General features: G+C 37.8%; 19 protein-coding genes. 8 read left to right on the top strand and 11 right to left on the bottom strand.

From position 1 onward, the window contains the following. Positions 1–170: 170 nt before the first annotated feature. Genes coaE through yacG form a run of 3 tightly spaced genes read left to right on the top strand, consistent with a single transcriptional unit; the run spans position 171 to position 1806 of the window. Complete coding sequence (gene coaE, locus LW139_RS14800; protein WP_247850141.1) at positions 171–794, top strand: dephospho-CoA kinase; 624 nt, start codon at positions 171–173, stop codon at positions 792–794. Beyond that, entirely contained in the window at positions 787–1539 is a 753-nt protein-coding gene (gene zapD, locus LW139_RS14805; RefSeq protein ID WP_166540875.1) for a cell division protein ZapD, read from the top strand. Before coaE ends, zapD begins: the two co-directional genes overlap by 8 nt. A gap of 54 nt (positions 1540–1593) precedes the next feature. Further along, positions 1594–1806: a DNA gyrase inhibitor YacG gene (gene yacG, locus LW139_RS14810; protein WP_166540876.1), complete on the top strand. Its 213-nt coding sequence runs from the start codon at positions 1594–1596 to the stop codon at positions 1804–1806. Between the two features lie 77 nt (positions 1807–1883). On the opposite strand, the gene mutT is transcribed toward yacG, so the two are convergent. The 4 genes from mutT to tnaC all read right to left on the bottom strand — a co-directional run bounded on the left by mutT (position 1884) and on the right by tnaC (position 5328). Continuing rightward, positions 1884–2276, bottom strand: a complete 393-nt coding sequence (mutT, locus tag LW139_RS14815; RefSeq protein WP_166540877.1) for an 8-oxo-dGTP diphosphatase MutT — start codon at positions 2274–2276, stop codon at positions 1884–1886. A gap of 106 nt (positions 2277–2382) precedes the next feature. Beyond that, complete coding sequence (locus tag LW139_RS14820) at positions 2383–3633, bottom strand: aromatic amino acid transporter (RefSeq protein ID WP_166540878.1); 1251 nt, start codon at positions 3631–3633, stop codon at positions 2383–2385. Between the two features lie 72 nt (positions 3634–3705). Beyond that, positions 3706–5109 carry a tryptophanase gene (locus LW139_RS14825; protein ID WP_109407456.1) on the bottom strand — a complete coding sequence of 468 codons (1404 nt, stop codon included), beginning with the start codon at positions 5107–5109 and terminating at the stop codon, positions 3706–3708. A 114-nt stretch (positions 5110–5223) separates the two neighbouring features. Then, positions 5224–5328, bottom strand: coding sequence for a tryptophanase leader peptide (gene tnaC, locus LW139_RS20765; protein ID WP_071788547.1), 105 nt, complete (start codon positions 5326–5328; stop codon positions 5224–5226). Positions 5329–6155: 827 nt separating this feature from the next. On the opposite strand from tnaC, the gene LW139_RS14830 reads away from it, so the two are divergent. From LW139_RS14830 to cueR, 4 genes are all read left to right on the top strand, one after another. Beyond that, positions 6156–7841 carry a ShlB/FhaC/HecB family hemolysin secretion/activation protein gene (locus tag LW139_RS14830; protein ID WP_166540879.1) on the top strand — a complete coding sequence of 562 codons (1686 nt, stop codon included), beginning with the start codon at positions 6156–6158 and terminating at the stop codon, positions 7839–7841. A 33-nt stretch (positions 7842–7874) separates the two neighbouring features. Then, a complete protein-coding gene (gene hpmA / locus LW139_RS14835; RefSeq protein ID WP_247850142.1) occupies positions 7875–12608 on the top strand; it encodes a calcium-independent hemolysin HpmA in 4734 nt (1577 codons plus the stop codon). Between the two features lie 333 nt (positions 12609–12941). Further along, on the top strand, positions 12942–13016 hold the full coding sequence (locus LW139_RS14840; RefSeq protein WP_227336970.1) for a hypothetical protein: 75 nt from the start codon (positions 12942–12944) through the stop codon (positions 13014–13016). 111 nt (positions 13017–13127) lie between these two features. Continuing rightward, positions 13128–13577: a Cu(I)-responsive transcriptional regulator gene (cueR, locus tag LW139_RS14845; RefSeq protein ID WP_166540881.1), complete on the top strand. Its 450-nt coding sequence runs from the start codon at positions 13128–13130 to the stop codon at positions 13575–13577. A 90-nt stretch (positions 13578–13667) separates the two neighbouring features. On the opposite strand, the gene secA is transcribed toward cueR, so the two are convergent. Both secA and secM read right to left on the bottom strand, forming a co-directional pair. After that, positions 13668–16376: a preprotein translocase subunit SecA gene (gene secA, locus LW139_RS14850; protein ID WP_247850143.1), complete on the bottom strand. Its 2709-nt coding sequence runs from the start codon at positions 16374–16376 to the stop codon at positions 13668–13670. 99 nt (positions 16377–16475) lie between these two features. Continuing rightward, complete coding sequence (gene secM / locus LW139_RS14855; protein ID WP_166540883.1) at positions 16476–17003, bottom strand: secA translation cis-regulator SecM; 528 nt, start codon at positions 17001–17003, stop codon at positions 16476–16478. A 45-nt stretch (positions 17004–17048) separates the two neighbouring features. Between secM and LW139_RS14860 the strand changes: the two genes are divergently transcribed. Beyond that, complete coding sequence (locus tag LW139_RS14860) at positions 17049–17564, top strand: DUF721 domain-containing protein (protein WP_166540884.1); 516 nt, start codon at positions 17049–17051, stop codon at positions 17562–17564. Between the two features lie 34 nt (positions 17565–17598). Here LW139_RS14860 and lpxC read toward each other — a convergent pair whose 3' ends face one another. The 5 genes from lpxC to LW139_RS14885 form a co-directional block, all read right to left on the bottom strand. Then, the gene (lpxC, locus tag LW139_RS14865) at positions 17599–18516 is read right to left on the bottom strand and encodes a UDP-3-O-acyl-N-acetylglucosamine deacetylase (RefSeq protein WP_036913397.1); all 918 of its coding nucleotides are present in this window, start codon (positions 18514–18516) and stop codon (positions 17599–17601) included. A 98-nt stretch (positions 18517–18614) separates the two neighbouring features. Continuing rightward, entirely contained in the window at positions 18615–19781 is a 1167-nt protein-coding gene (gene ftsZ, locus LW139_RS14870) for a cell division protein FtsZ (RefSeq protein WP_072069264.1), read from the bottom strand. A 70-nt stretch (positions 19782–19851) separates the two neighbouring features. Then, on the bottom strand, positions 19852–21108 hold the full coding sequence (gene ftsA / locus LW139_RS14875) for a cell division protein FtsA (RefSeq protein WP_006533748.1): 1257 nt from the start codon (positions 21106–21108) through the stop codon (positions 19852–19854). 45 nt (positions 21109–21153) lie between these two features. Next, positions 21154–21939, bottom strand: a complete 786-nt coding sequence (ftsQ, locus tag LW139_RS14880) for a cell division protein FtsQ (RefSeq protein ID WP_036934971.1) — start codon at positions 21937–21939, stop codon at positions 21154–21156. 1 nt (position 21940) lies between these two features. After that, positions 21941–22297: a hypothetical protein gene (locus LW139_RS14885; RefSeq protein ID WP_166540885.1), complete on the bottom strand. Its 357-nt coding sequence runs from the start codon at positions 22295–22297 to the stop codon at positions 21941–21943. Between the last annotated feature and the right edge of the window lie 3 nt (positions 22298–22300).

The following is a 22300-nucleotide window of genomic DNA, read 5'->3' on the forward strand; positions in this document are numbered from 1 at the left end:
ATTCTATTACTGATTATGAGGTAGGATGTCAGGGTAGCAGAAAATCATCTATCATAATAACCGAATAAAACCTAAATATTGCGGTTATTATCTTGTGATAAAAACAAAATTAGGCTTTAGAATATCCATACTAATAGCAAATTTTAATTCATTAAAAATAGATAAACACAATGGCTTATACGGTTGCTCTTACAGGCGGAATAGGTAGTGGTAAAACCACTATTGCTAATGCTTTTGCCTCATTAGGTGTACCTCTTGTTGATGCTGATGTTATTGCTCGATTAGTGGTAGAACCTCATTCCTTTGGGCTAAATGCGCTACATCAACATTTTGGTGACAACATTTTATTGCCTGATGGTTCATTAAACCGAGCTCAGCTACGCCAGATTATTTTTCAAAATGATGAAGAAAAAACTTGGGTCAATAATCTTCTTCACCCTTTGATACAGCAAGAGACTCAAAAACAAATACAACAAATTAAAACCCCTTATTTTATTTGGGTTGTTCCTTTATTAATTGAAAATAAATTAACTCACTTAGCCTCTCGTGTTCTTGTCGTTGATGTCACCCAAGAAGAACAAATAGTAAGAACAATGAAACGGGATGGCGTAAGCCGAGAGCAAGTACTCTATATTTTAAAGGCACAAGCTCAAAGACAAGAACGATTAGCCGCTGCTGATGATATTATTGAAAATCACGATAATAGCCAAAATATAATTGGCAAAGTTAAGCAACTCCATCAGCATTACTTAGAATTAGCTCAACAAGCGTTACAGGACAACAGCCATGAGTGATGACATCACAACTATCATCTTCGAACATCCCTTAAATGAAAAAATGCGTTCATGGCTTAGAATTGAAAACTCATTAATTCAAATTAACAGTTTTCGGACAATTGATTCATTACCCACCGCACTCTCTTTTTTCCGCGCGATATCAGAATTTATTGAAGTGCTTGATCGTGGTGAAATTCGTGCTGAACTACTTAAAGAATTAGAAAAAAGACAAAAAAAATTACAACAATGGCTTTCATTTCCCAATGTTGATAAAGAAATTGTCACTCAAATTATTAATGAACTGGCCGAAAATGCAGCGGTATTAAGTCAAGCTCCGCGAATTGGTCAGCACTTAAAACAAGATAAAGTGATTAGCTTAGTCAAACAGCGTCTAAGCATTCCTGGTGGATGCTGTAACTTTGATGTGCCAGCATTGCATTTGTGGTTAAGTTTACCTCAAACCACCCGTGATGAAAGATTACAAAACTGGATGACAGGTTTGTTACCATTACAAAATGCATTAAATAGCTTACTAACGCTTATTCGACAATCAGATATTTTTAAACCAGCGTTAAGCCATCGTGGTTTTTACCAAGATAGTGCTGAAGAAGGTGAATTGCTACGTCTTAAAATTGCCATTGACCACCAGATCTACCCTCAAGTATCTGGTCATAAAAATCGTTACGCGATCCGCTTCTTACCACTTAATAGTGAAAATGGAACAATACCGCTAGAACTACCCTTTGAGATTGCTTGTTGCTAACATTGTGTTGATTACCATGAACACCTATCGCGCCAATGAAATCTAGGAGAGATGATGAGCGAAGAATTAATTGTGAAATGTCCAACCTGTCAAACAGAAGTTATTTGGAATGAAAGTAGCCCTTATCGTCCTTTTTGTAGTAAACGTTGCCAACTTATTGATTTAGGTGAATGGGCTGACGAATCAAAACGCATTCCAAGTCAAAGCGATATCAATGACAGTGACGACTGGAGTGAAGCGCCACAATCTGAGCCTAAAGATTTTTAATGCTCCGATTAAGAATATAAAAAATAGCCACTCATTGGAGTGGCTATTTTATTTATTACTACATCATTTATATACTTTTATTTTTGTAACAACGCCACAATTGTGCGGTTAGCCGGTGGAAAATCATCAGCATTTAATGATGCGATAGAAGTCCATTTTGAATCTTGCCCTTCTTTACCGTATGGCTCATTATCCCATTGAGTCACTAAGAAAAAAGATAATGTGATGTGCCTATCTGGAAAATCATGCTCTACCGTTTCAAAAAGCGAGCACTGTGTTACATCAATACCAATTTCCTCTTGTAACTCACGCACTAACGCCTGCTCCGGAGTTTCTTTATCTTCTAACTTTCCCCCCGGAAATTCCCAAAATCCCCCCATATGCGATTTTAGAGGGCGTTGGGTGATAAAGACATTATTGTTTTGATCACAAATAATACCCGCAGCAATATGTAGCTTTTTTTTATCCATTATAGGCAACCTATTGAATAGTCCAGTTATTATAACAACTTAACGTTATTATAACGTATATCCAATGGCGCTACTCTGGTTTTCTTTCCCTGATTATATCGATTAATTAACGATAAATAGGCAAGAAACCAAACTGTGCTAATGTTTGGCAAATAATACCTACAGCACCAAAAGCGATAACAGAATAAATTAACCCTTTCCCCCCCCACACTTTAAAACCTGAGTTAGGAAATTTTTCTCGCGCTTTCAATGCCATAACTGCAGGACAAATAATTGCCCAGACACAAGCCGCCGTACCTGCATACGCAATTGCAATTAAGAAACCATTAGGGAAAAGCAAGCAGAGCAATAAAGGTGGTGTGAAACATAAAACACCTGATTTTAAGCGCCCTGTTTTGTTATCTTTAAATTTCAGTGATGCTAAAATATAGTCAAACAAACCAATCGCTACCCCTAAGAATGAACAGAATACGGCACTAATTGAGAACCATAATAAAAAACCTTCAATATATTTACTATTCAAGACGGTATATAACGAATCAATAAAGGCATCTAAGTTACCACCTTTTTGAATAATGGTAATAAATTGTTCACGGGGTAGATTCCCCATAGTACCAATCATCCAAAGTAAATAAATCACTAGCGCTAATACACAACCAATCACACAACTCTTAACAACCTTTCTTTCATTTTCATGATAAAGCTTATAAAGGCTACAAACGTTTCCATGATATCCAAATGAAGTTATCGCATAAGGAATAATGATAAAAATAAATGGATAAAGATATAACTGGCTTTTCCCTTCAAAAGTTGCGCTAAATAATAAGTCGCCACTTGCTTTAAAAAATAAACCAGAAAAAGCGAATACAAATAGAACAATTTTAATAAATAAGAAAATGGAAGTTAAGCGACTCGCACAAGCGCCTCCCCACCATATTGTTGCTCCAAGCACGATAGTGAATACAAAAAATATTGCTTTAAGGTTTAGATTAATGCCATATAATAATGACGCCTCATAAATAATCGAACCCGCTGCAGAAATATAAGCATAAATTAATATATATAATACAAATATTAAAGATGCATTAGCAAGATAACAGGCCCATGTTGGCAATAACTCTTTTGATATATGAAAGTAGTTTGTTCCTGCCCCATATTTTGAAATACATTCCAGAATATAAATCCCTGAGTGAAACATAAAAAAACAAACAATAAACAATATAAAGAGTGAGTTAATAAACCAAGCGCCAGACATTATTGTTGGGAGGCTAAACATTCCCGCACCGATCATGGCGCCACCCAACACAAATCCCCCTACAATAATTGAGGGTTCTTTATTTACCGACTTATTTTCCATTTTTTAGTCCTTACTGAAATAAGGATAGGGCTCTCGCATTGCACGAGAGCCATTATTATTGTGGAGTATTATTTATTTGATAGGTTTTAATCTAGCAGTAAAGTGTCTTAATACAGGTGGTTCATATTCGAACTCAAGACCTTTAAGCGTTTTAAACTTCTCTTTTAAGCCAATAAGCGCATCAGCAATATAATCCATATGGTCGTTAGTATAAACACGACGAGCAATGGTTAAACGCATAAATTCCATATCTGCATGTTTTTGTTCACCTGTTGCAGGATCACGACCCAATAAGAACGAGCCAATTTCAACTGCACGGACACCAGATTCTAAATAAAGAGCATTAATTACCGCTTGAGCAGGGAATTGATCACCAGGGATATGTGGCACTAGTTTTTTACAGTCAACGAAAACAGCATGTCCGCCTGTAGGATATTGAATTGGAATACCCGCTTCACGTAGGCGATCGCCTAAGTATTGTACCTGACCAATACGATAGTGCAGATATTCTTCCTCTGTACCCTCTTCTAAACCTTGTACCATAGCAGCCATATCACGACCAGCTAAACCACCATAAGTGACAAAACCTTCCATCGGTACACAACGCTGTCTTGCTAATGTAAAGACTTCTTCATTATCACGAATAGAGACTAAACCACCGATATTTAACAATGGATCTTTCTTCGCTGACATGGTTAATGCATCAGCATATTTATACATGTCTAAAATAACTTCTTTAATTGTGGCATTTTTATATTTCGGATCACGCTGTTTAATAAAATACGCATTTTCACAGTAACGAGCTGAATCCATCACAACAAAAATACCGTGTTGTTTGGCAATTTCATAAACTTCTTTTAAATTATCCATTGAAACAGGCTGACCACCAGCACTATTACAGGTCACGGTTGAAACAATGGCAACAACGTTATCAGCACCATGCTTAGCAATATTTTCTTTTAATTTAGCAATATCAAAATTGCCTTTCCAATCATCATAGGTTTCTGAATCAAATGCTTTTTCAGTAACAATATTAATTGCTTTACAGCCATTTAATTCAACGTGTGCTGCTGTTGTGTCAAAATGGAAGTTAGAAATGAAAACAGGATTTTTCGCTTTTCCATCTTTTTGTTTATATTTTAATAATACTGGGAAAAGAATATTTTCAGCACCACGACCTTGGTGAGCAGGAATAATATAATCGTAATTAAATAGTTCTTTGGCTTTATCTTTTAAATCATAATAGTTTCTTGAACCTGCATAAGCCTCATCACCTGTGATCATCGCTGCCCATTGATGATCACTCATTGCGTTAGTACCAGAGTCTGTTAATAAATCTATATAAACGGCATGACTTGGTAATAGGAATGGGTTATAACCAGCTTCTTTTAATGCAGCCTCACGTTCTTCTCTTGAAGGAACACGGATTTTTTCTACCATTTTAATGCGGAATGGTTCTACAATTCTTTTAGCCATGATAATACCTTTAATATATATTAAATTATAAAATTACGAATAAATAAAATAATCTTTCCATTTAAATTAAACGGAAAAAGAGTATTAAATTATTTTGATAGATATAAAAAAGGATTATTTTTCAGGAAAGAAGAAGGCGAGTTCAGAATCAATATTAAACCATTTCTTCAATCTGAAGAAACCTCTTAATATTATCAAGACATTAAATGATGAGAACATACTTTAACCCTTATAGTCAGGAAATAGTACAATTTACATGCTAATTTATATAACAGTTAAACACGATTAGTAATATAACAATAGTATATTTTGGACAGTTATCACACTATTTATGATAAATAATATATTAACGTGATCACTATCACTTACTTCAATTTTTAATAAACTATTTTTTATAGTTTAAATTTTTATTGATATCATTAAGTGGTAATACCTGTATTTATATTACATTTTCATAATATTGAAATAAAACCCCAATAACCTTACTTTTAATCATGACTAATTATTTAACAATGAAAACATGATGTCTTTACTTTTATAAATCCTATTTTATTCATTAAAATGAAATAATAATTCATAAAATCTTTATTTCATAATACAACATTAATAAACTTGCAAATAACAAATGAAAAGGGATTACTTTAAATTTCTTCATTTACTAGAACTTCCTCTCATTATTTACACTCTCTTAATAAAAAACGAAATTTTATTAATTAACACAGAAAAATTGATGTTAACTTAAACAGAGAGAAAAATAACATGATAGATTATAACTATGAAAATCAATGTTATAGATAGCATTCAATTGAATCATTTGTTTAATTAACACTATTATCAATATTAATCATTTTAGTTATGGCGATATTTTATGTTAAAAGAGATAAAAATTTATCTTTATTTCATTGATTTTTAATTTCTTTTCATATTGAGAGTGACTGGTATTTATTATTTTTAAATTAAAGATAATATAAAAACATTAATTATTATCTTACTATATTTAAGCCATATTATTTATATTTGAATTAATACCTTTATATTGAGGTAAAATGAGAAAAAAAGTTATTTTATTAACACTATTAAGTGGATTTTCAACCAGTGGATTAACAGCAAATGACGCCGGTTATTTAGGCTCGATGGGAGAATCGCGGCGCGCATTACAAGATAGCCAACGTGAAATAAATCAACTTATTGAACAAAATCGCTATCAGCAACTTCAAGAAAATGCATTAGAGGTTTCACCTACCCCCACACTTATTACTGAATCAGAACATTGTTTACCTATTAATGGTGTTTATGTTCAAGGAATTACTTTACTTAATGAAAAAGATCTTGATTCATTAACACCAATACCAGAGCAATGTATAAAAAGTGCAGACGTTAACCGATTAGTCAAAGAGTTAACTCAACGCTACCTTCAACATGGTTATATCACAGCCAGGGTCCAATTTTTACGCCCTAATGAAGAACAACAGCTTGGATTATATGTTATTGAAGGCTTTATTGAAAAAATACAGGGTGGTGACCGAGGTGTTAACACAACTTTACTTTTTCCTCATATTGAAGGAAAACCGCTAAAACTGTCAAAGCTTGATCAGGGACTTGATCAAGCTAACCGTTTACAATCCAATAAGGTCAAACTGGATATATTACCGGGTACACAATTAGGTGGCTCCATTATTCAGCTTACCAATCAACGCCAAGCGCCTTGGCACTTGAATATTTCAAGTGATAATTATGGGCAAAAAAACTCAGGACGCTGGTTAGTTCGAACGAATGCAAGCTTAGACAGCCCTTTGGGGCTATCCGATTTTATCAGCTTAAATACTAGCATCACCACAGACAATCCAAATGCACGTTTTAATCGTGCTTATACTCTACTCTATTCTTTACCTTATGGCGCATTAACATTAAGTGCTTTTGGTAGCTATTCAGAGTACGAATTTCATCAAGCATTACAAACACGTACGATACGTTTATCCGGGAATACCACACAAGTAGGTTTAAGGGGAGATTACGCTTTTTATCGTAGTCAAAAACAGATAGATACCTTAAACATGCAGATAACACATAAACGGATACGCAACTATTTCAGCCAAATCCGCTTAGATCTAAGTAGTCCAGCACTCACAACCGTAGAGCTAGGCATCAACCATTTACACATTATTTCCAACGGCGTTGTCAGTGTTAATTTAAGCGCAGAAAAAGCCATTGGTTGGTTTGGTGCAGACGGCTCACCTCATGTTGCTAATGGTGGTGGTAATGACTATCGCTTTACAAAAGTTAAACTTTTTGCCAATTGGCAACATCGCTTTTCATTATCGGATTCTACATTTTTATTCAATAGCGCTTTCATTGGTCAATATAGTCCTGACACCTTACCGGGAGTTGAATGGCTCAGTTTAACCGATAAAAATGCGATCCGCGGTTTTGATCAAAGCACGCTTTCTGGCGATAACGGAGGGTATTTACGTAATACCCTTTCTTATCCTTATCGAAGAAATACCTTTTCAATCACCCCTAGAATTGGCCTAGATGCAGGTCGTGTTCAACAACATGGCAACTATGAAGGATGGCGTAATGGTTATGGACTCAGTTCAGGCTTAAATCTTCAATATCAAAAAGCACAATTTGATATTGAAGTTGCTAAGGGGCATTTGCTTTACAACCAAACGAATTCCAATAAAACCAAAGACCCTACTCAAGTGTTAGTTAGATTTTCATATTTATTTTGATTCACACTCATAGCAATAAACGGAGAAAACTCTATGAACTCAAAAAATTTCAAGCTCTCTCCTTCGGGTAGGCTTGCTGCATCTTTAGCGATTATTTTCGTATCATTAAATGCATATGCTGGCGGTATTGTTCCTGATTCGGGCAATCAAGGACCGAATGTTTCATCAGTCAATGGTGGCACTCAAGTCATTAATATCGTTACACCAAATAGTGAAGGTATTTCTCACAACCAATATCAAGATTTTAATGTAGGCAAACCTGGCGCAGTATTTAACAACGCCTTAGAAGCCGGGCAATCACAACTTGCAGGGCAATTAAATGCCAACAGTAATTTAAATGGGCAAGCCGCGTCTTTAATTTTAAATGAAGTTGTTAGCCGTAACCCATCATTCTTATTAGGTCAACAAGAAGTCTTTGGTATTGCTGCGGAATATGTTCTGTCTAACCCGAATGGCATCACTTGTGATGGCTGTGGTTTTATCAATACAAGCCGGTCTTCTTTAGTCGTGGGTAATCCACTGTTTGAAAACGGTGAGTTAAAAGGATATAGCACACTTAACAACACCAATTTACTTTCTATTGGTAAAAACGGTTTATATGCTCCGGGTCTTTTAGATTTAATAGCGCCGCGTATTGATAGCAAAGGAAAAATAACTGCTGCTGAAATTTCAGCGTTAACAGGACAAAACACCTTCTCTCAACGTTTTGATATTCTTACATCACAAAAACCAACTTCTGCACTAGATAGCTATTTCTTCGGAAGCATGCAATCTGGTCGTATTCGTATTATTAATACCGCAGAAGGAAGTGGTGTTAAGTTAACTGGTAAATTCATTTCTGATAATGAATTAAGTGTAAAAGCAGATAACATTCAAACAGATAGTCAAGTTCGTTACGATAGTTTCGACAAAGATGGCAGTGAAAATTACCAAAATTACCGTGGTGGTATCGCAGTTAATAATAGTGGTTCAAGCCAAACTCTAACAAAAACAGAGTTAAAAGGTAAAAACATCACATTAATTGCTGATAATAAAAACCAAATCAAAGCCTCTGATTTAATGGGTGATGATATTTTATTACAAGGCGCTCATTTAACTGTTGATGGAAAGCAGCTACAACAAAAAGAGACTGATACCGACAATCGCTGGTTCTATTCTTGGCAGTATGATGTCACTAAAGAAAAAGAACTCGTACAACAAGTTGGTAGCCATATTGATGCCAAAAACAATGCCACACTAACAGCAACTCAAGGTGATGTCACTCTTGAAGGTGCAAAAGTTAATGCAGGTAATACTCTGGCAATTAATGCCAATAAAGATATTAATATCAATGGATTAATTGAAAAAGAAAATCGCAGTGAAAATGGCTATAAACGTAACCACACTTCTCGTCTAGAGACAGGTAGTTGGAGCAATAGCCATCAAACAGAAACGTTAAAAGCCAGTGAATTGACTGCAGGTAAAACACTAGGCTTAAATGCTGAAGGCTCAGTAACAGCTCAAGGTACAAAATTACATTCTAATGAGAATGTTGTGGTTAACGCCAAAGAGAATATCAATCTTAATGTTCAAAATACCAACAATGATAAAACCGTGACCGACAATCATGTTGTTTGGGGCGGGATCGGCGGTGGTAATAATAAGAACAATAACAACAAACAAGAAGTCAGCCATTCAACACAATTAACGGCAGATGGACAACTGTTACTTGCGGCAGATAACAGTGTCAAAATCACTGGGAGCCAAGTCAAAGGCAATCAAGGTGCTTTTGTTAAGACAATCCAAGGTGATATCGTAATTGATAATGCAATTAGCGAAACCATCACTAAAACGGATGAACGCACAGGTACAGCTTTTAATATTACTAAAAACTCCCACAAAAATGAAACTAATCAACAACTTTCAACTGGTAGTGAATTAGTTTCTGATGCGCAATTAACTGTTGTCAGTGGGAAAGATGTCAATGTCATCGGTAGCCTAATTAAAAGTGCTGATGAGTTAGGTATTGAATCTTTAGGTGATATCAACGTTAAATCGGCACAACAAACTACAAAAATCAATGATGAAAAAACATCATTAGAAATCACTGGCCACGCTAAAGAAGTTGAAGACAAACAATATAGCGCTGGTTTTCATATCACTCATACATCCAATAAAAACAATAGCACAGAGGCAGAACAAGTCGGCTCTACTCTCAGTGGTGGCAGTGTTAAAGTTCAAGCGGATAAAGATGTCACTTTTGCTGGTTCTGACCTAAAAACAACAGCAGGTAATGCCACCGTTTCTGGTGACAATGTTGCCTTTGTTTCAACAGAAAACAAAAAAGAGACTGACAGTACAGATAGAACCATTTCAGGTGGCTTTAGCTATACTGGTGGCGTTGATAAAATCGGTAACAAAGCTGATTTCCAATATGACAAACAACATACAACAACCGAAATCACCAAAAATAAAGGTAGCGAAACTCAAGTTGCGGGTGATTTAACTATCACTGCAAACAATGATGTAACCCACCAAGGTGCATCACACAAAGTTGATGGCGCTTATAAAGAATCAGGTGAAAATATTAATCACCTTGCCGCCAATGATAGTGCAACATCTAAAACAGATACTTTAAATGTAGGTGTCGATGTGGGTGTTAATCTTGATTATAGTGGCGTCACTAAACCAATTAAGAAAGCCGTTGAAGATGGTGTTGATGCTACTAATCCAGACAGCAACAAAGGTATTGATAAAAAAGTTACCTTTAGAGATGCCATTAGCAATCTTGCTAACTTAAGTAGCTTAGAAGCACCTAATGTGGGCGTTGAAGTTGGAGTGAAAGGTGGCGGAAGTCAGAAATCACAAAACGATACCCAAGCGGTTTCAACATCGATTACTGCTGGTAAAATTAATACTGACAGCAATAACACCTTACATGATCAAGGAACTCATTATCAATCAACCCAAGGTGATGTTGCACTAACTGCTAACACTCATACTAGTGAAGCAGCACAAAATAAACACCAAGGCTCCTTCCATGAAACAACAGGTGGTGGTCAAGTAGGTGTCAGCACCAAAACTGGCTCTGACATTACCGTAGCAATTAAAGGTGAAGGTAAAACCACTGACACTAGTTTAACGACAATAAAAGCTGAAGGTAGCCAATTTAACTCAGCAGGCAATATCAATATTAATGTACGCGAAGATGCACATTATGAAGGCGCTAAGTTTGATGCTCAAGAGGGTAAAACTGTCATTAATGCTGGGGGCGATTTAACGCTTGCACAAGCAACAGATACCCATACTGAAAGTCAACATAACGTGAATGGTAGCGCAAACCTAAAAGTAGGTACAACACCAGACAATAAAGATTATGGTGGCGGCTTTAACGCAGGTGGTGCAAATCATCAAAAAGATCAGACAACAGCAAAAGCGGGTTCAGTAAATGGTTCTCAAGGTATTGAGTTAAACTCAGGCCATAATCTGACTTTACAAGGCACTCATTTAACCAGCGAAAATGATGTTGCTCTGACCGCAACCAACAAAGTTGATTTCCAAGCAACTGAATCTCAACGTACTGAAACAGGTAAAAACTTATCAGGTGGATTACAAGCAGGATTTGGCCAAAAAACGGGAGAGAAATCCTCTTCTGTCAATGGATTAGGTGGCGCTGAATTTGCTATTGGTAAGCAAGATGAAAAAACAGTCTCGCGTGAAGGTGGCACAATCGCTAACCAAGGTAATTTAACCGTTAATGGTAGTTCAGTTAACCTTCAAGGTACTAAAGTTAATAGCAAAGATACGCAATTAACGTCTCAATCTGGAGATACTACACTCACATCAGCACAATCAACTGATTACAAAAACAATTGGGGTACTGATATTTCTTTAAATGGCAAACAAACCAATACTACGCCAAAAGAAGTGACTGAAGAAAATCCAGCAACCTCTATCCATAATATTGGTGGCAAAGTTTTAGTAAACGTTGAAGATCAGCAAAAATCTACTCACCAAAATGCCTCTGTAGAAACAGGCACATTAACTGTAAATAGCGATAAAAACCTCGCTCTTTCTGGTGCAAATGTTTCTGCGGATAATGTAACGGGTAATGTAGGTGGTGACTTTACAGTAACTAGCCAGAAAGACAGTGATCGTCATGTTAATGTTGATGTAAATGTCGGTTACAACCACAACAATGATCCTAAATCTAGCCAAGTTGATAAAACAGCCAAAGCAGGCGGATCATTGTTAGAAAATACGATCAAAGAGACTATTGATTCAGGAATTAAATCTGCAACAGATGTTATTTCTGATAAATACAATTCTCTTTCTTCCACTATTGCAGATAAAACCGGTATCAGTGGTGAGACAAAAGCAAAAATTGATAAAGGTGTTGGCACAGTGGGTAACGGTATCAAAAATATCGTTACTGGTGCGGAAGGTCATACCGCCAATGCCGATATCAATGTCTCTCATATTGATAATGATGCTGTAGCCCAAACCTCGACCTTAACCAGCAAAAATGACATTTCATTAAATGTAAGTGGCACAACTAAACTTACAGGTGCAGAAGTGAAAAGTGAGCAAGGACAGGTTGATTTAGGTGGTAGCAACGTTCAATTAAATAATATTGAAGGCCATCATTATGAAGCGGGAGCAGATCTTGATCTGAAATCATCAGCCGTTGATTTAGTGAAACAACTGGCAGGTGGTGATTTATCATTAAAATCACCAGTTAAAGTCAATGAGACTGTAAACACAAAATCATCTATTTCTGAAAAGTAATAGATACCTGATAAAAGAGTAATGCCTATTCTTTTATAAGCCAACCCCGCTTGTTATTACAGTAAGCGGGGTTTTTATCTTTTTGTATTTTAGCCTTTTCTTCTCCCATAAATTTACATTTTCTAATATTCCAAATAGCCTTATAAAAACATAATCATTTGAATTAAAGTAAAAAATTACTCAACACTGTAAAAGATAAATAACACACAACCCTTGACCTTCCCCTAATGGTAAAGCCTAAGCTTTATTTCATACCATATTTAGAAGGGGAATTTTAATGAATGCGAAGACAGCATTATCTCTGCCAGCCGGCTGAGCTTACCAGTGGAAGGCATGACATGTGCTTCATGTGTTGGTCGTGTTGAACGAGCATTAAAAGCGCCCTATCATTGCCGTTACTGCCATTGAGCATTCTGGTTATAAAATAGATAGATCACCTCTATGACCAGACTCAATACTATAAAGCGACTATCCTATACTTATAAAAGCACGCTTCATTATTCTAATAAGGAAAATATGATGAATATTGGTCAAGCAGCAAAAAAGTCCGGTATTTCCAGCAAAATGATCCGTTATTATGAGCAGATTGGCTTAATTCCAAAGGCTATTCGTACTGGTTCAGGCTATCGAGATTACACAGATGCAGATGTGGCTTGCTTTCGTTTTATTCGTCATTCTCGGGCACTTGGCTTTTCAATCGAGCAAATATCAACGTTATTAGTTTTATGGAACAACAGAGAGCGAGCTAGCGCAGATGTGAAATCCATAGCCATTTCTCATATTGAAGAGCTTAACCGCAAAATAGCTGAACTTCAGCAGATGACACAAACACTAGAACATTTAGCAAAAGATTGCCAAGGTGACAATAATCCAAATTGTCCGATTATTGCAGGATTAGCGGCGACTGAAGAGACTTCTGAAAAGAGAATAACCAAAAGCCATCTCTCTCGCCTTCGCTCTTCAATCTAATTTATTTGTGATAAAAAAATCCCGCTTATTACTCAGCGGGATTTTCTTATTAAAAGCTCGATTAAATAGCTATTATCATCAGTTCGTCAATTAACCTAATTGACCATGACAATGTTTAAATTTCTTACCTGATCCACAAGGGCATGGTTCATTACGACCCACTTTTTTACCCGCAGCCACTTGACCATCAACCGCTGACATTTGAGATTCTTTTGTCACTTCATGGCTTAACTGCTGTTGTTTAGCTAAACGTTCTGCTTCTTCACGACGGCGACGTTCTAACTCTTCAACTTCTTCCGGTAAACGAACTTGGACTTTGCTTAGTGTGCTGATCACTTCGTATTTCAGTGATTCCAACATATTAGCAAACATCGCGAACGATTCACGTTTGTACTCTTGTTTTGGATCTTTTTGTGCATAACCACGTAAGTGAATACCTTGACGCAAGTAATCCATTGCGGCCAAGTGTTCTTTCCACAATGAATCTAGCGTTTGTAACATCACACCTTTTTCAAAGTTACGCATCATTTCAGCACTAACAATTTCTTCTTTCGCTTTATAGACTTCAATAGATTTTTCTAAAATACGTTCACGTAATGTTTCTTCGTGTAACTCAGGCTCTTTATCTAACCATTCTTTGATTGGTAAATTTAAATCAAAGTCTTTTTGTAGACATGCCGTTAAACCTTCGATATCCCACATTTCTTCCAGTGATTGAGGCGGAATGTAGTTATCGATCATTGTAGTGAAGACATCTTGACGAATACTGTCGATAGTTTCGCTTACATCTGCCACATCCAGTAATTCGTTACGTTGAGTGTAGATTGCACGACGTTGGTCATTAGCTACGTCATCATATTCAAGCAGTTGCTTACGAATATCAAAGTTACGGTTTTCTACTTTACGTTGCGCATTTGCAATTGCTTTAGTTACCCAAGGGTGCTCAATCGCTTCGGTTTCATTCATACCTAATTTACGCATCATGCCAGATACTTTATCTGAAGCAAAAATACGCATTAAGGAGTCTTCCATAGATAAATAGAAACGAGAAGAACCTTCATCACCTTGACGCCCCGCACGACCACGTAACTGGTTATCAATACGACGAGATTCGTGACGTTCAGTACCAATGATATGTAAACCACCTGAAGCTAATACTGCGTCATGGCGCTCTTTCCATTTAGCTTTGATTTCTTCAATTTGCTCTTCAGTTGGCTCTTCAAGTTTAGCCACTTCAGTTTGCCAGCTACCCCCTAACACGATATCAGTACCACGACCCGCCATGTTAGTTGCAATAGTTACCGCTGAAGGTAAACCTGCGTTAGCAATAATATCAGCTTCCATTGCGTGGAATTTCGCATTCAGCACGTTATGGTGAACATTCGCCTTCGTTAACGCATTAGAGATTTCTTCTGACTTTTCAATTGAGATAGTACCAACAAGTACAGGTTGGCCATTTTTGGTACGCTCACGAATATCTTCGATAATGGCAGCAAATTTACCTTGTTCATTCATATAAACTAAATCAGGCAGATCTTTACGCACCATTGGGCGGTTCGTTGGGATAACAATCGTTTCTAAACGATAGATAGAGTTAAATTCAAACGCTTCAGTATCCGCAGTACCCGTCATCCCTGCTAATTTTTCGTATAAACGGAAATAGTTCTGGAATGTGATTGACGCTAATGTTTGGTTCTCATTTTGGATCTTCACACCTTCTTTTGCTTCAACTGCTTGGTGTAGACCATCTGACCAACGACGACCTTGCATTGTACGACCAGTATGTTCGTCAACAATGATAACTTCGCCATCTTTAACAATGTAGTCAACATCTTTAGTAAATAGAGCGTGAGCACGCAATGCCGCTGTCACATGGTGCATTAACATAATATTAGCTGGTGAGTATAAAGACTCGCCTTCTTTCATCATGCCCGCATCTGCTAATAATTCTTCAATCTTAACCAGACCACGTTCTGTGATATTTACTTGACGTGTTTTTTCATCAACAGAGTAATCACCTTCGCCTTGGAAAGTATCTGAATCTTCTTTTTCTTGAGAAACCAAATGAGGGATCACTTTGTTCATTTGGATATAAAGCTCAGAGCTATCTTCTGCTGGGCCTGAAATAATCAGAGGTGTACGCGCTTCATCGATTAAGATTGAGTCAACCTCATCCACTAATGCATAGTGTAATTTACGTTGAACACGCTCTTGTGGGCTAAATGCCATATTATCGCGCAGATAATCGAAACCGAATTCGTTGTTAGTACCATAGGTGATATCAGCGTTATAGGCTTCACGTTTTACTGGTGGTGCCATATTCGGTAGGTTGATACCAACGCTTAATCCTAAAAACTCAAATAAAGGACGGTTATTTTCGGCGTCACGTTGTGCCAAGTAGTCATTGACGGTAACAACGTGAACCCCTTTACCTGATAACGCATTTAAATATGCCGGTAATGTTGCAGTTAATGTTTTACCTTCACCTGTACGCATCTCAGCAATACAACGTTCATTTAGCACCATACCACCGATTAGCTGCACATCGAAATGACGCATACCAAAGACACGTTTACTTGCTTCACGAACAGTTGCAAACGCTTCTGGTAAAATACCTTCTTCTTTTTCACCCTTTTTTAAGCGCTCACGAAACTCATCTGTTTTTGCTTTTAATTCATCATCAGTCAGTTTTTCAAATTCTGGCTCTAGTTTATTAATTTCAACAACTACTTTGCGCATACGGCGGATAGAACGATCATTACGGCTACCAAAAATCTTGGTTACAATTTTACCTAACATAAATCTTTATTCTCATTTATGGCGTGAAAACGCCGAAAAAAGCCTCTGTTTTATGTATTAACAGAGATAATCATAATCTTATTAGATTAAGTGACTCAATTAAGCAGTTAGGTAAGGCCCAGCGCGGATCCCACGGATTTGTGCAAGCCACAATCCGGTATGATAAGAAGTGGTGTTCTGTACTAAAGCATAGCCAGAAAGCGGTAAATGAGTTAATGCGGTTGATGATGTGTTTGTTAGTAACGCATACAGAGTATCAAGCATGACCTCTGCAACATTAGAAACAGGAGACGGCTCATCTTTGGCTTTAACCATCAATTCAGGAGAATTAATGGTGAACGCAAAAGAAAGCTGTTTAATAACATTTTTTACTGCATGCTGTTGCCAGTAATTAAAGGTGAAGGATGAGGCAGGATTCTGTACACTTTGACGTAAGAATAAGTTATCAAATGCAATGAGTGCCTGACTTTGACGATTCTGTGAAGAAGGTGTATCTGTTTGCTGTGGATTTTCGGCATGAGCAGACAACAGCGAAGGTATTCCAATACCTGCTGCTACCATCCCTAAAAGCAGATGCGACCAAAAATATCGCCTGCCAAACTGTCGCCAAAAACTTATAATGCTCATTAATCTTTGTTGCTCATTAATTTTTATTTTGTGGAGTCAAAATCTATGCGGGATAGTTACCCACAATCATTGGAAAAAATCTTCATAGAACTTGAAGGTTCCAATAAGAATACATTACAACTCATACAACAGCGTGCAACGATTTTACTAAAATTAAATCGCGCCGTCATGGCTCTTTTACCTGTTCCTTTACGAGATAAATGCCGTGTCGCAAATTATCGCAATGCTATTTTAATTATTGAAGTAGCAAACGCAAGTTGGTTAACGCGATTACGCTATGAAACTCCATCATTACTTTCTGCATTAAGACAAGAAATTTTACCATCCTTATCCTCAATAGACATCAAAATTAATCCGACTTTAGGAATAAAACCGGAAAAAAGATCTTTAATATCATCATTAAAAGAACAAGAGCCTACAAAGAGACGTCACTTGAGTTTAGAAAGTGCTCAATCATTAAGGTATTTGGCGCAGAAAAGTCCGAAGAAGTTAAGAGAGAAATTAGAACGGTTGGCTGCACTTGCCGGAGAGAGTACAAGTGCAACCAAAGATGAACGTTAATTAGAGATAATTAACGTGCTTTCCATTACTGGAATTAAGCAAAAACCATTGAGGGAGCTTTAAATGCCACTGGCATTTGTGCTTCGTCTTCAAATGTGACGAATTCCCATGCAGATTCTTTTGCTAATACAGCTTGGAGTAATTTATTGTTTAATGCGTGACCGGATTTAAACGCGGTAAATTCACCGATAATGTTATAGCCACACATAAATAAATCACCGATTGCATCCAACATTTTGTGACGAACAAATTCATCTTCAAAACGTAAACCATCATCGTTGAGAACACGATAGTCATCAACTACAATCGCACAATCGAAGCTTCCGCCTAAACACAATCCTTTAGATTGCAGATATTCAATATCACGCATAAATCCAAAAGTACGAGCACGACTAATTTGGCTCATGAAGGATTCAGCAGAAAAATCTAATTTATAACGCTGTGTACTTGCATCAATGGCTGGGTGATTAAAATCGATAGTAAAATCTAATTTGAACCCATTGTATGGACGCATTTCTGCCCATTTATCACCATCTTCTACACGTACTGTTTCTTTGATACGAATGAATTTCTTCGCAGTACGAAGTTCTTCAATTCCTGCATCAAGTAACAAGAAAACAAAAGGTGCTGCACTTCCATCCATTATTGGAATTTCAGGTGCATTCACTTCAATTACGATATTATCAATGCCTAAACCAGCCAGTGCTGCGTTTAAATGCTCAACGGTTGATATACGCACATCATCTTCGTTAACTAAGCAAGTACATAGCATAGTGTCACGAACTGATTTTGCGTCTGCTGGAAAATCCACCGGTGGATTTAAATCAGTACGACGGTAGATGACCCCAGTATTGGCTGGCGCCGGACGCATTGTAAGCGTAACTTTTTTACCCGTGTGAAGTCCCACACCAGTTGCTTGTACAATTCGTTTTAATGTCCGTTGTTTGATCATCATTTTATCTCGCAATGTTATCCGTCCTACCAATCATTATACTTATAATTGGCAGGACAGTTTAGCACAAAAAGCGGAGATGCCAATCTTTTTGGCGATTAATCAGCCTGTTTTCTCAGGAACGCAGGGATATCTAAATAATCGGGCTCTTTATTCGCCTGAGTAGATTGTTCGTTAACTGCTTTTGCTGCTGGCTTGCTTTCTTCTACAGCGGTAAAAGAAGACATGCTATTTTGCATTTGCTGATAACGATTCTCCATTGCGCTTTGCTGATTTTGCTTATTCGTTACCAGCGTAATTTCTGGACGTTTGTCCATGCCGATACCTGTTGCAACGACAGTTACACGCAGTTCATCATTCATTTCTGGGTCAAGGGATGTACCGATAACCACAGTCGCGTTGTCTGATGCAAATGCACGAATGGTGTTACCCACTGTTTCAAATTCATCAAGACGTAAGTCAAAGCCAGCGGTAATGTTGACTAACACACCACGCGCACCAGACAGGTCGATATCTTCCAATAATGGACTTGAAATCGCCATTTCTGCGGCTTCCTCAGCGCGATCTTCACCTTTAGCAGCACCAGAGCCCATCATGGCATAACCCATTTCAGACATCACGGTTCTTACGTCAGCAAAGTCAACGTTCATTAAACCAGGGCGGGTGATTAGCTCAGCGATACCTTGAACTGCGCCTTTTAAGACATCATTAGCCGCGCCAAACGCATCTAATAATGAAATTCCACGACCCAATACTTTTAATAATTTGTCATTAGGAATAGTGATTAATGAGTCAACATGTTTTGACAACTCAGTAATACCTTGTTCCGCAAATGCCATACGTTTTTTGCCTTCAAAATTAAAAGGCTTAGTTACTACAGCAACGGTCAAAATACCTAATTCTTTAGCAACTTCAGCAACAACTGGTGCGGCACCTGTACCAGTACCACCGCCCATACCTGCTGCGATAAAGACCATATCGGCACCTTCAAGCGCTGCACGCAACGCTTCACGGTCTTCTTCTGCGGCATTACGACCCACTTCAGGGTTTGCACCTGCACCTAAGCCTTTCGTAATGGCATTACCAATTTGGATAGTTTGTCCGACCGCTGTTTTACGTAGCGCTTGAGCATCCGTATTGACTGCAAAGAAATCTACGCCTTCAATACGTTCACGAACCATGTGCTCAACCGCATTACCGCCGCCGCCACCAACGCCGATGACTTTGATCACCGCATCGTTGGTTAATTCCATAGGTTCAAACATAATTTCTCTCCGTTTTGTGCCTTCTCAGGGTCGCTTGCTCAAACGACCTCTTTTTAAATTTGTCTGATTATTAAAACTCTCTTTTCAGCCAGCCGGTGAGTTTCTTAAACAAACCACTGACAGCAGAGCGTTTTTCGGTTTCTGTTTCCTCACCAAAGTGGGATTCTTTACCGTAATGCAAGAGCCCAACCGCTGTTGAGTAGTAGGGATCCTGCGCATAATCTGTTAGCCCGGTAATATTTAACGGTTTACCGATCCGTACTTGCGTGTGAAAAACACGTTGAGCACATTCAACAAGTCCATCAATCTGTGCAGCACCACCTGTTAGCACAATACCTGCGGCTAAATGATGCTTAATCCCTTGCTGACGTAATTGTTCTTGAACTTTTAAAATCTCTTCATTAACAAGATTGAGCAATTCGGTATAACGAGGCTCAATCACCTCAGCAAGAGTTTGTCGTTGCAGACTTCTTGGTGGCCTGCCTCCGACACTAGGAACTTCGACATTTTCATCTTTACCAACTAAAGAGCCTAATGCACAACCATGGCGAACTTTGATAGCTTCAGCGTCATTTGGGGGTGTACCAAACGCATAAGCGATATCACTTGTTACTACATTGCCAGCATAAGGAATAACGCGAGTGTGTCTTAATGCTCCACCAGTATAAATGGCAATGTCCATCGTACCGCCACCAATATCAACAACACACACACCAAGTTCACGTTCATCTTCTGTCAATACAGCGAAACTTGAAGCTAGTCCCGCAAAAATCAGTTGATCCACTTTTAACCCACAGCGTTCAACTGCTTTTACAATATTCTTTGCCATATCGTTATGGCAGGTAATTAGATGAACTTTAGCTTGCATACGTACACCCGACAATCCAACAGGGTTTTTGATCCCTTCTTGATAATCAATGGCATACTCTTGCGGTATAACGTGTAAAACACGATGTTCATCTTTTACTTTGACGGATTTCGCAGTGTGAACCACGCTATCAACGTCATCTTGAGTCACTTCTTCTTCTGAAATTGGCACCATACCAATCTCATTTTGGCAGCTGATATGCTTGCCTGATAACGCCAAATATACTGAAGATATTTGACAGTCAGCCATCAATTCAGCCTGATCTACCGCCCGTTGCACACATTTTACGACGGATTCAAGATCGTTAACGCCACCTTTATCCATGCCTCGAGATGGACAACTTCCCACCCCAATAATATTCACAACACCATCAGGCAGGATCTCACCGACAAGGGTGGCTACTTTGGCCGTACCAATCTCAAGACCAACTACTAATTTTCTGTCCGTCGCTTTGATCATTATTGTTCTGCCTTCGCCTTCATCGTGTCATCTGCCACGTCTTGTTTATTCATTCTCAAGTAATAAAGGAGCCCATCCGACTGCACCACCACTGTCATAACGCAGATCAACATAATCAACTCGTTTATCTGTTTGTTGTTGCAGTATCGGATACAACTCAATAAAGCGAGCGATCCGTTTTTCGTTATCCTTACGACCTAACTCCAATCGGACATCATTGTCTAAAACTAATTGCCATCCTTGACGTGCAGACATTGACGCTGCTTTTAAATTCAGGTTACTTGCAAGAAGTTGATCTCTCATTGCTACATAACCTGATAACACCATTTTTTCACTTCCTTGAGGGCCATATAACAAAGGGTAATTACCTTTGGTTTCCAATTGCGTTGGCAGACTGAAAACGCGCCCTTCTTTATCAAGAAAGTAAGTATCATTCCAGCGGGTAAAGGGAACATACTCTACCAGATGGATCTTAAGCTCATCAGGCCACTGTTTACGCACAGTGACTTGCCTAATCCATGGCATACGTTCAATTTGTTGCTGAATGATATTCACATCCTGTGTCATAAATGTGCCTGGCTGTCCTAAAGATAAAATCGCCTGACGCACATCATCATTCGTTGTGTAATGCCTCTCACCGGTTAATACAAGTTTTGAGATAGGAAGACGATTTGCATCTTTCATCCAGTTAACTACTTGTATTCCACCCCAAACGATAGTGGCAATCACACATAAGAAAAAGATTAATCCTGATAAATAAGTACCATTACTCGGTCTGTCAGAATGCTGTTTCTCTTTGTGTTCTTTTATATTTAGCGCTGCTTGTGACATATTAACCCACTAACTCCTGAGCAACGTTTAAACCAGAGAATCGCCCATCCTTTTGTCCGATGTTCCTTCGATTAATACTTTTCCTACATATATATACTTTATGAACACCTTTAGGTTTGATAATTAAATCACTAAATTGTTCAATCTGTTGAGAATTATTTACTTTAAAAGAAGAAATTGCGAATTTTTCTGCGTTTTTCTTGCTTTTTAACTGAAATTTTCTCTCAACACGGTTTTGAGCAAGCGAATTCTTGTTCATTTTTTTCGCCAATACAGTGCTATTTTTCTCATAACACCTCATCATTACAGCGAGTTGATTACCCATTTCACCATAAATGATGTTCACTTGCTCAAACATCCG

Origin of the sequence: Proteus vulgaris (genome assembly GCF_023100685.1) — a bacterium.
Lineage (GTDB): Bacteria > Pseudomonadota > Gammaproteobacteria > Enterobacterales > Enterobacteriaceae > Proteus.

What these genes read in the sequence shown, in the direction of transcription:
- cueR (WP_166540881.1), top strand. Translation starts at nt 13,128, where the DNA reads ATGAATATTGGTCAAGCAGCAAAAAAGTCCGGTATTTCCAGCAAAATG.
- coaE (WP_247850141.1), top strand. Translation starts at nt 171, where the DNA reads ATGGCTTATACGGTTGCTCTTACAGGCGGAATAGGTAGTGGTAAAACC.
- secM (WP_166540883.1), bottom strand. Translation starts at nt 17,003, where the DNA reads ATGAGCATTATAAGTTTTTGGCGACAGTTTGGCAGGCGATATTTTTGG.
- lpxC (WP_036913397.1), bottom strand. Translation starts at nt 18,516, where the DNA reads ATGATCAAACAACGGACATTAAAACGAATTGTACAAGCAACTGGTGTG.
- ftsZ (WP_072069264.1), bottom strand. Translation starts at nt 19,781, where the DNA reads ATGTTTGAACCTATGGAATTAACCAACGATGCGGTGATCAAAGTCATC.
- LW139_RS14885 (WP_166540885.1), bottom strand. Translation starts at nt 22,297, where the DNA reads ATGTTTGAGCAAGTGAACATCATTTATGGTGAAATGGGTAATCAACTC.
- zapD (WP_166540875.1), top strand. Translation starts at nt 787, where the DNA reads ATGAGTGATGACATCACAACTATCATCTTCGAACATCCCTTAAATGAA.
- LW139_RS14820 (WP_166540878.1), bottom strand. Translation starts at nt 3,633, where the DNA reads ATGGAAAATAAGTCGGTAAATAAAGAACCCTCAATTATTGTAGGGGGA.
- LW139_RS14825 (WP_109407456.1), bottom strand. Translation starts at nt 5,109, where the DNA reads ATGGCTAAAAGAATTGTAGAACCATTCCGCATTAAAATGGTAGAAAAA.
- tnaC (WP_071788547.1), bottom strand. Translation starts at nt 5,328, where the DNA reads ATGTTCTCATCATTTAATGTCTTGATAATATTAAGAGGTTTCTTCAGA.
- ftsQ (WP_036934971.1), bottom strand. Translation starts at nt 21,939, where the DNA reads ATGTCACAAGCAGCGCTAAATATAAAAGAACACAAAGAGAAACAGCAT.
- ftsA (WP_006533748.1), bottom strand. Translation starts at nt 21,108, where the DNA reads ATGATCAAAGCGACGGACAGAAAATTAGTAGTTGGTCTTGAGATTGGT.
- LW139_RS14830 (WP_166540879.1), top strand. Translation starts at nt 6,156, where the DNA reads ATGAGAAAAAAAGTTATTTTATTAACACTATTAAGTGGATTTTCAACC.
- mutT (WP_166540877.1), bottom strand. Translation starts at nt 2,276, where the DNA reads ATGGATAAAAAAAAGCTACATATTGCTGCGGGTATTATTTGTGATCAA.
- secA (WP_247850143.1), bottom strand. Translation starts at nt 16,376, where the DNA reads ATGTTAGGTAAAATTGTAACCAAGATTTTTGGTAGCCGTAATGATCGT.
- hpmA (WP_247850142.1), top strand. Translation starts at nt 7,875, where the DNA reads ATGAACTCAAAAAATTTCAAGCTCTCTCCTTCGGGTAGGCTTGCTGCA.
- LW139_RS14860 (WP_166540884.1), top strand. Translation starts at nt 17,049, where the DNA reads ATGCGGGATAGTTACCCACAATCATTGGAAAAAATCTTCATAGAACTT.
- yacG (WP_166540876.1), top strand. Translation starts at nt 1,594, where the DNA reads ATGAGCGAAGAATTAATTGTGAAATGTCCAACCTGTCAAACAGAAGTT.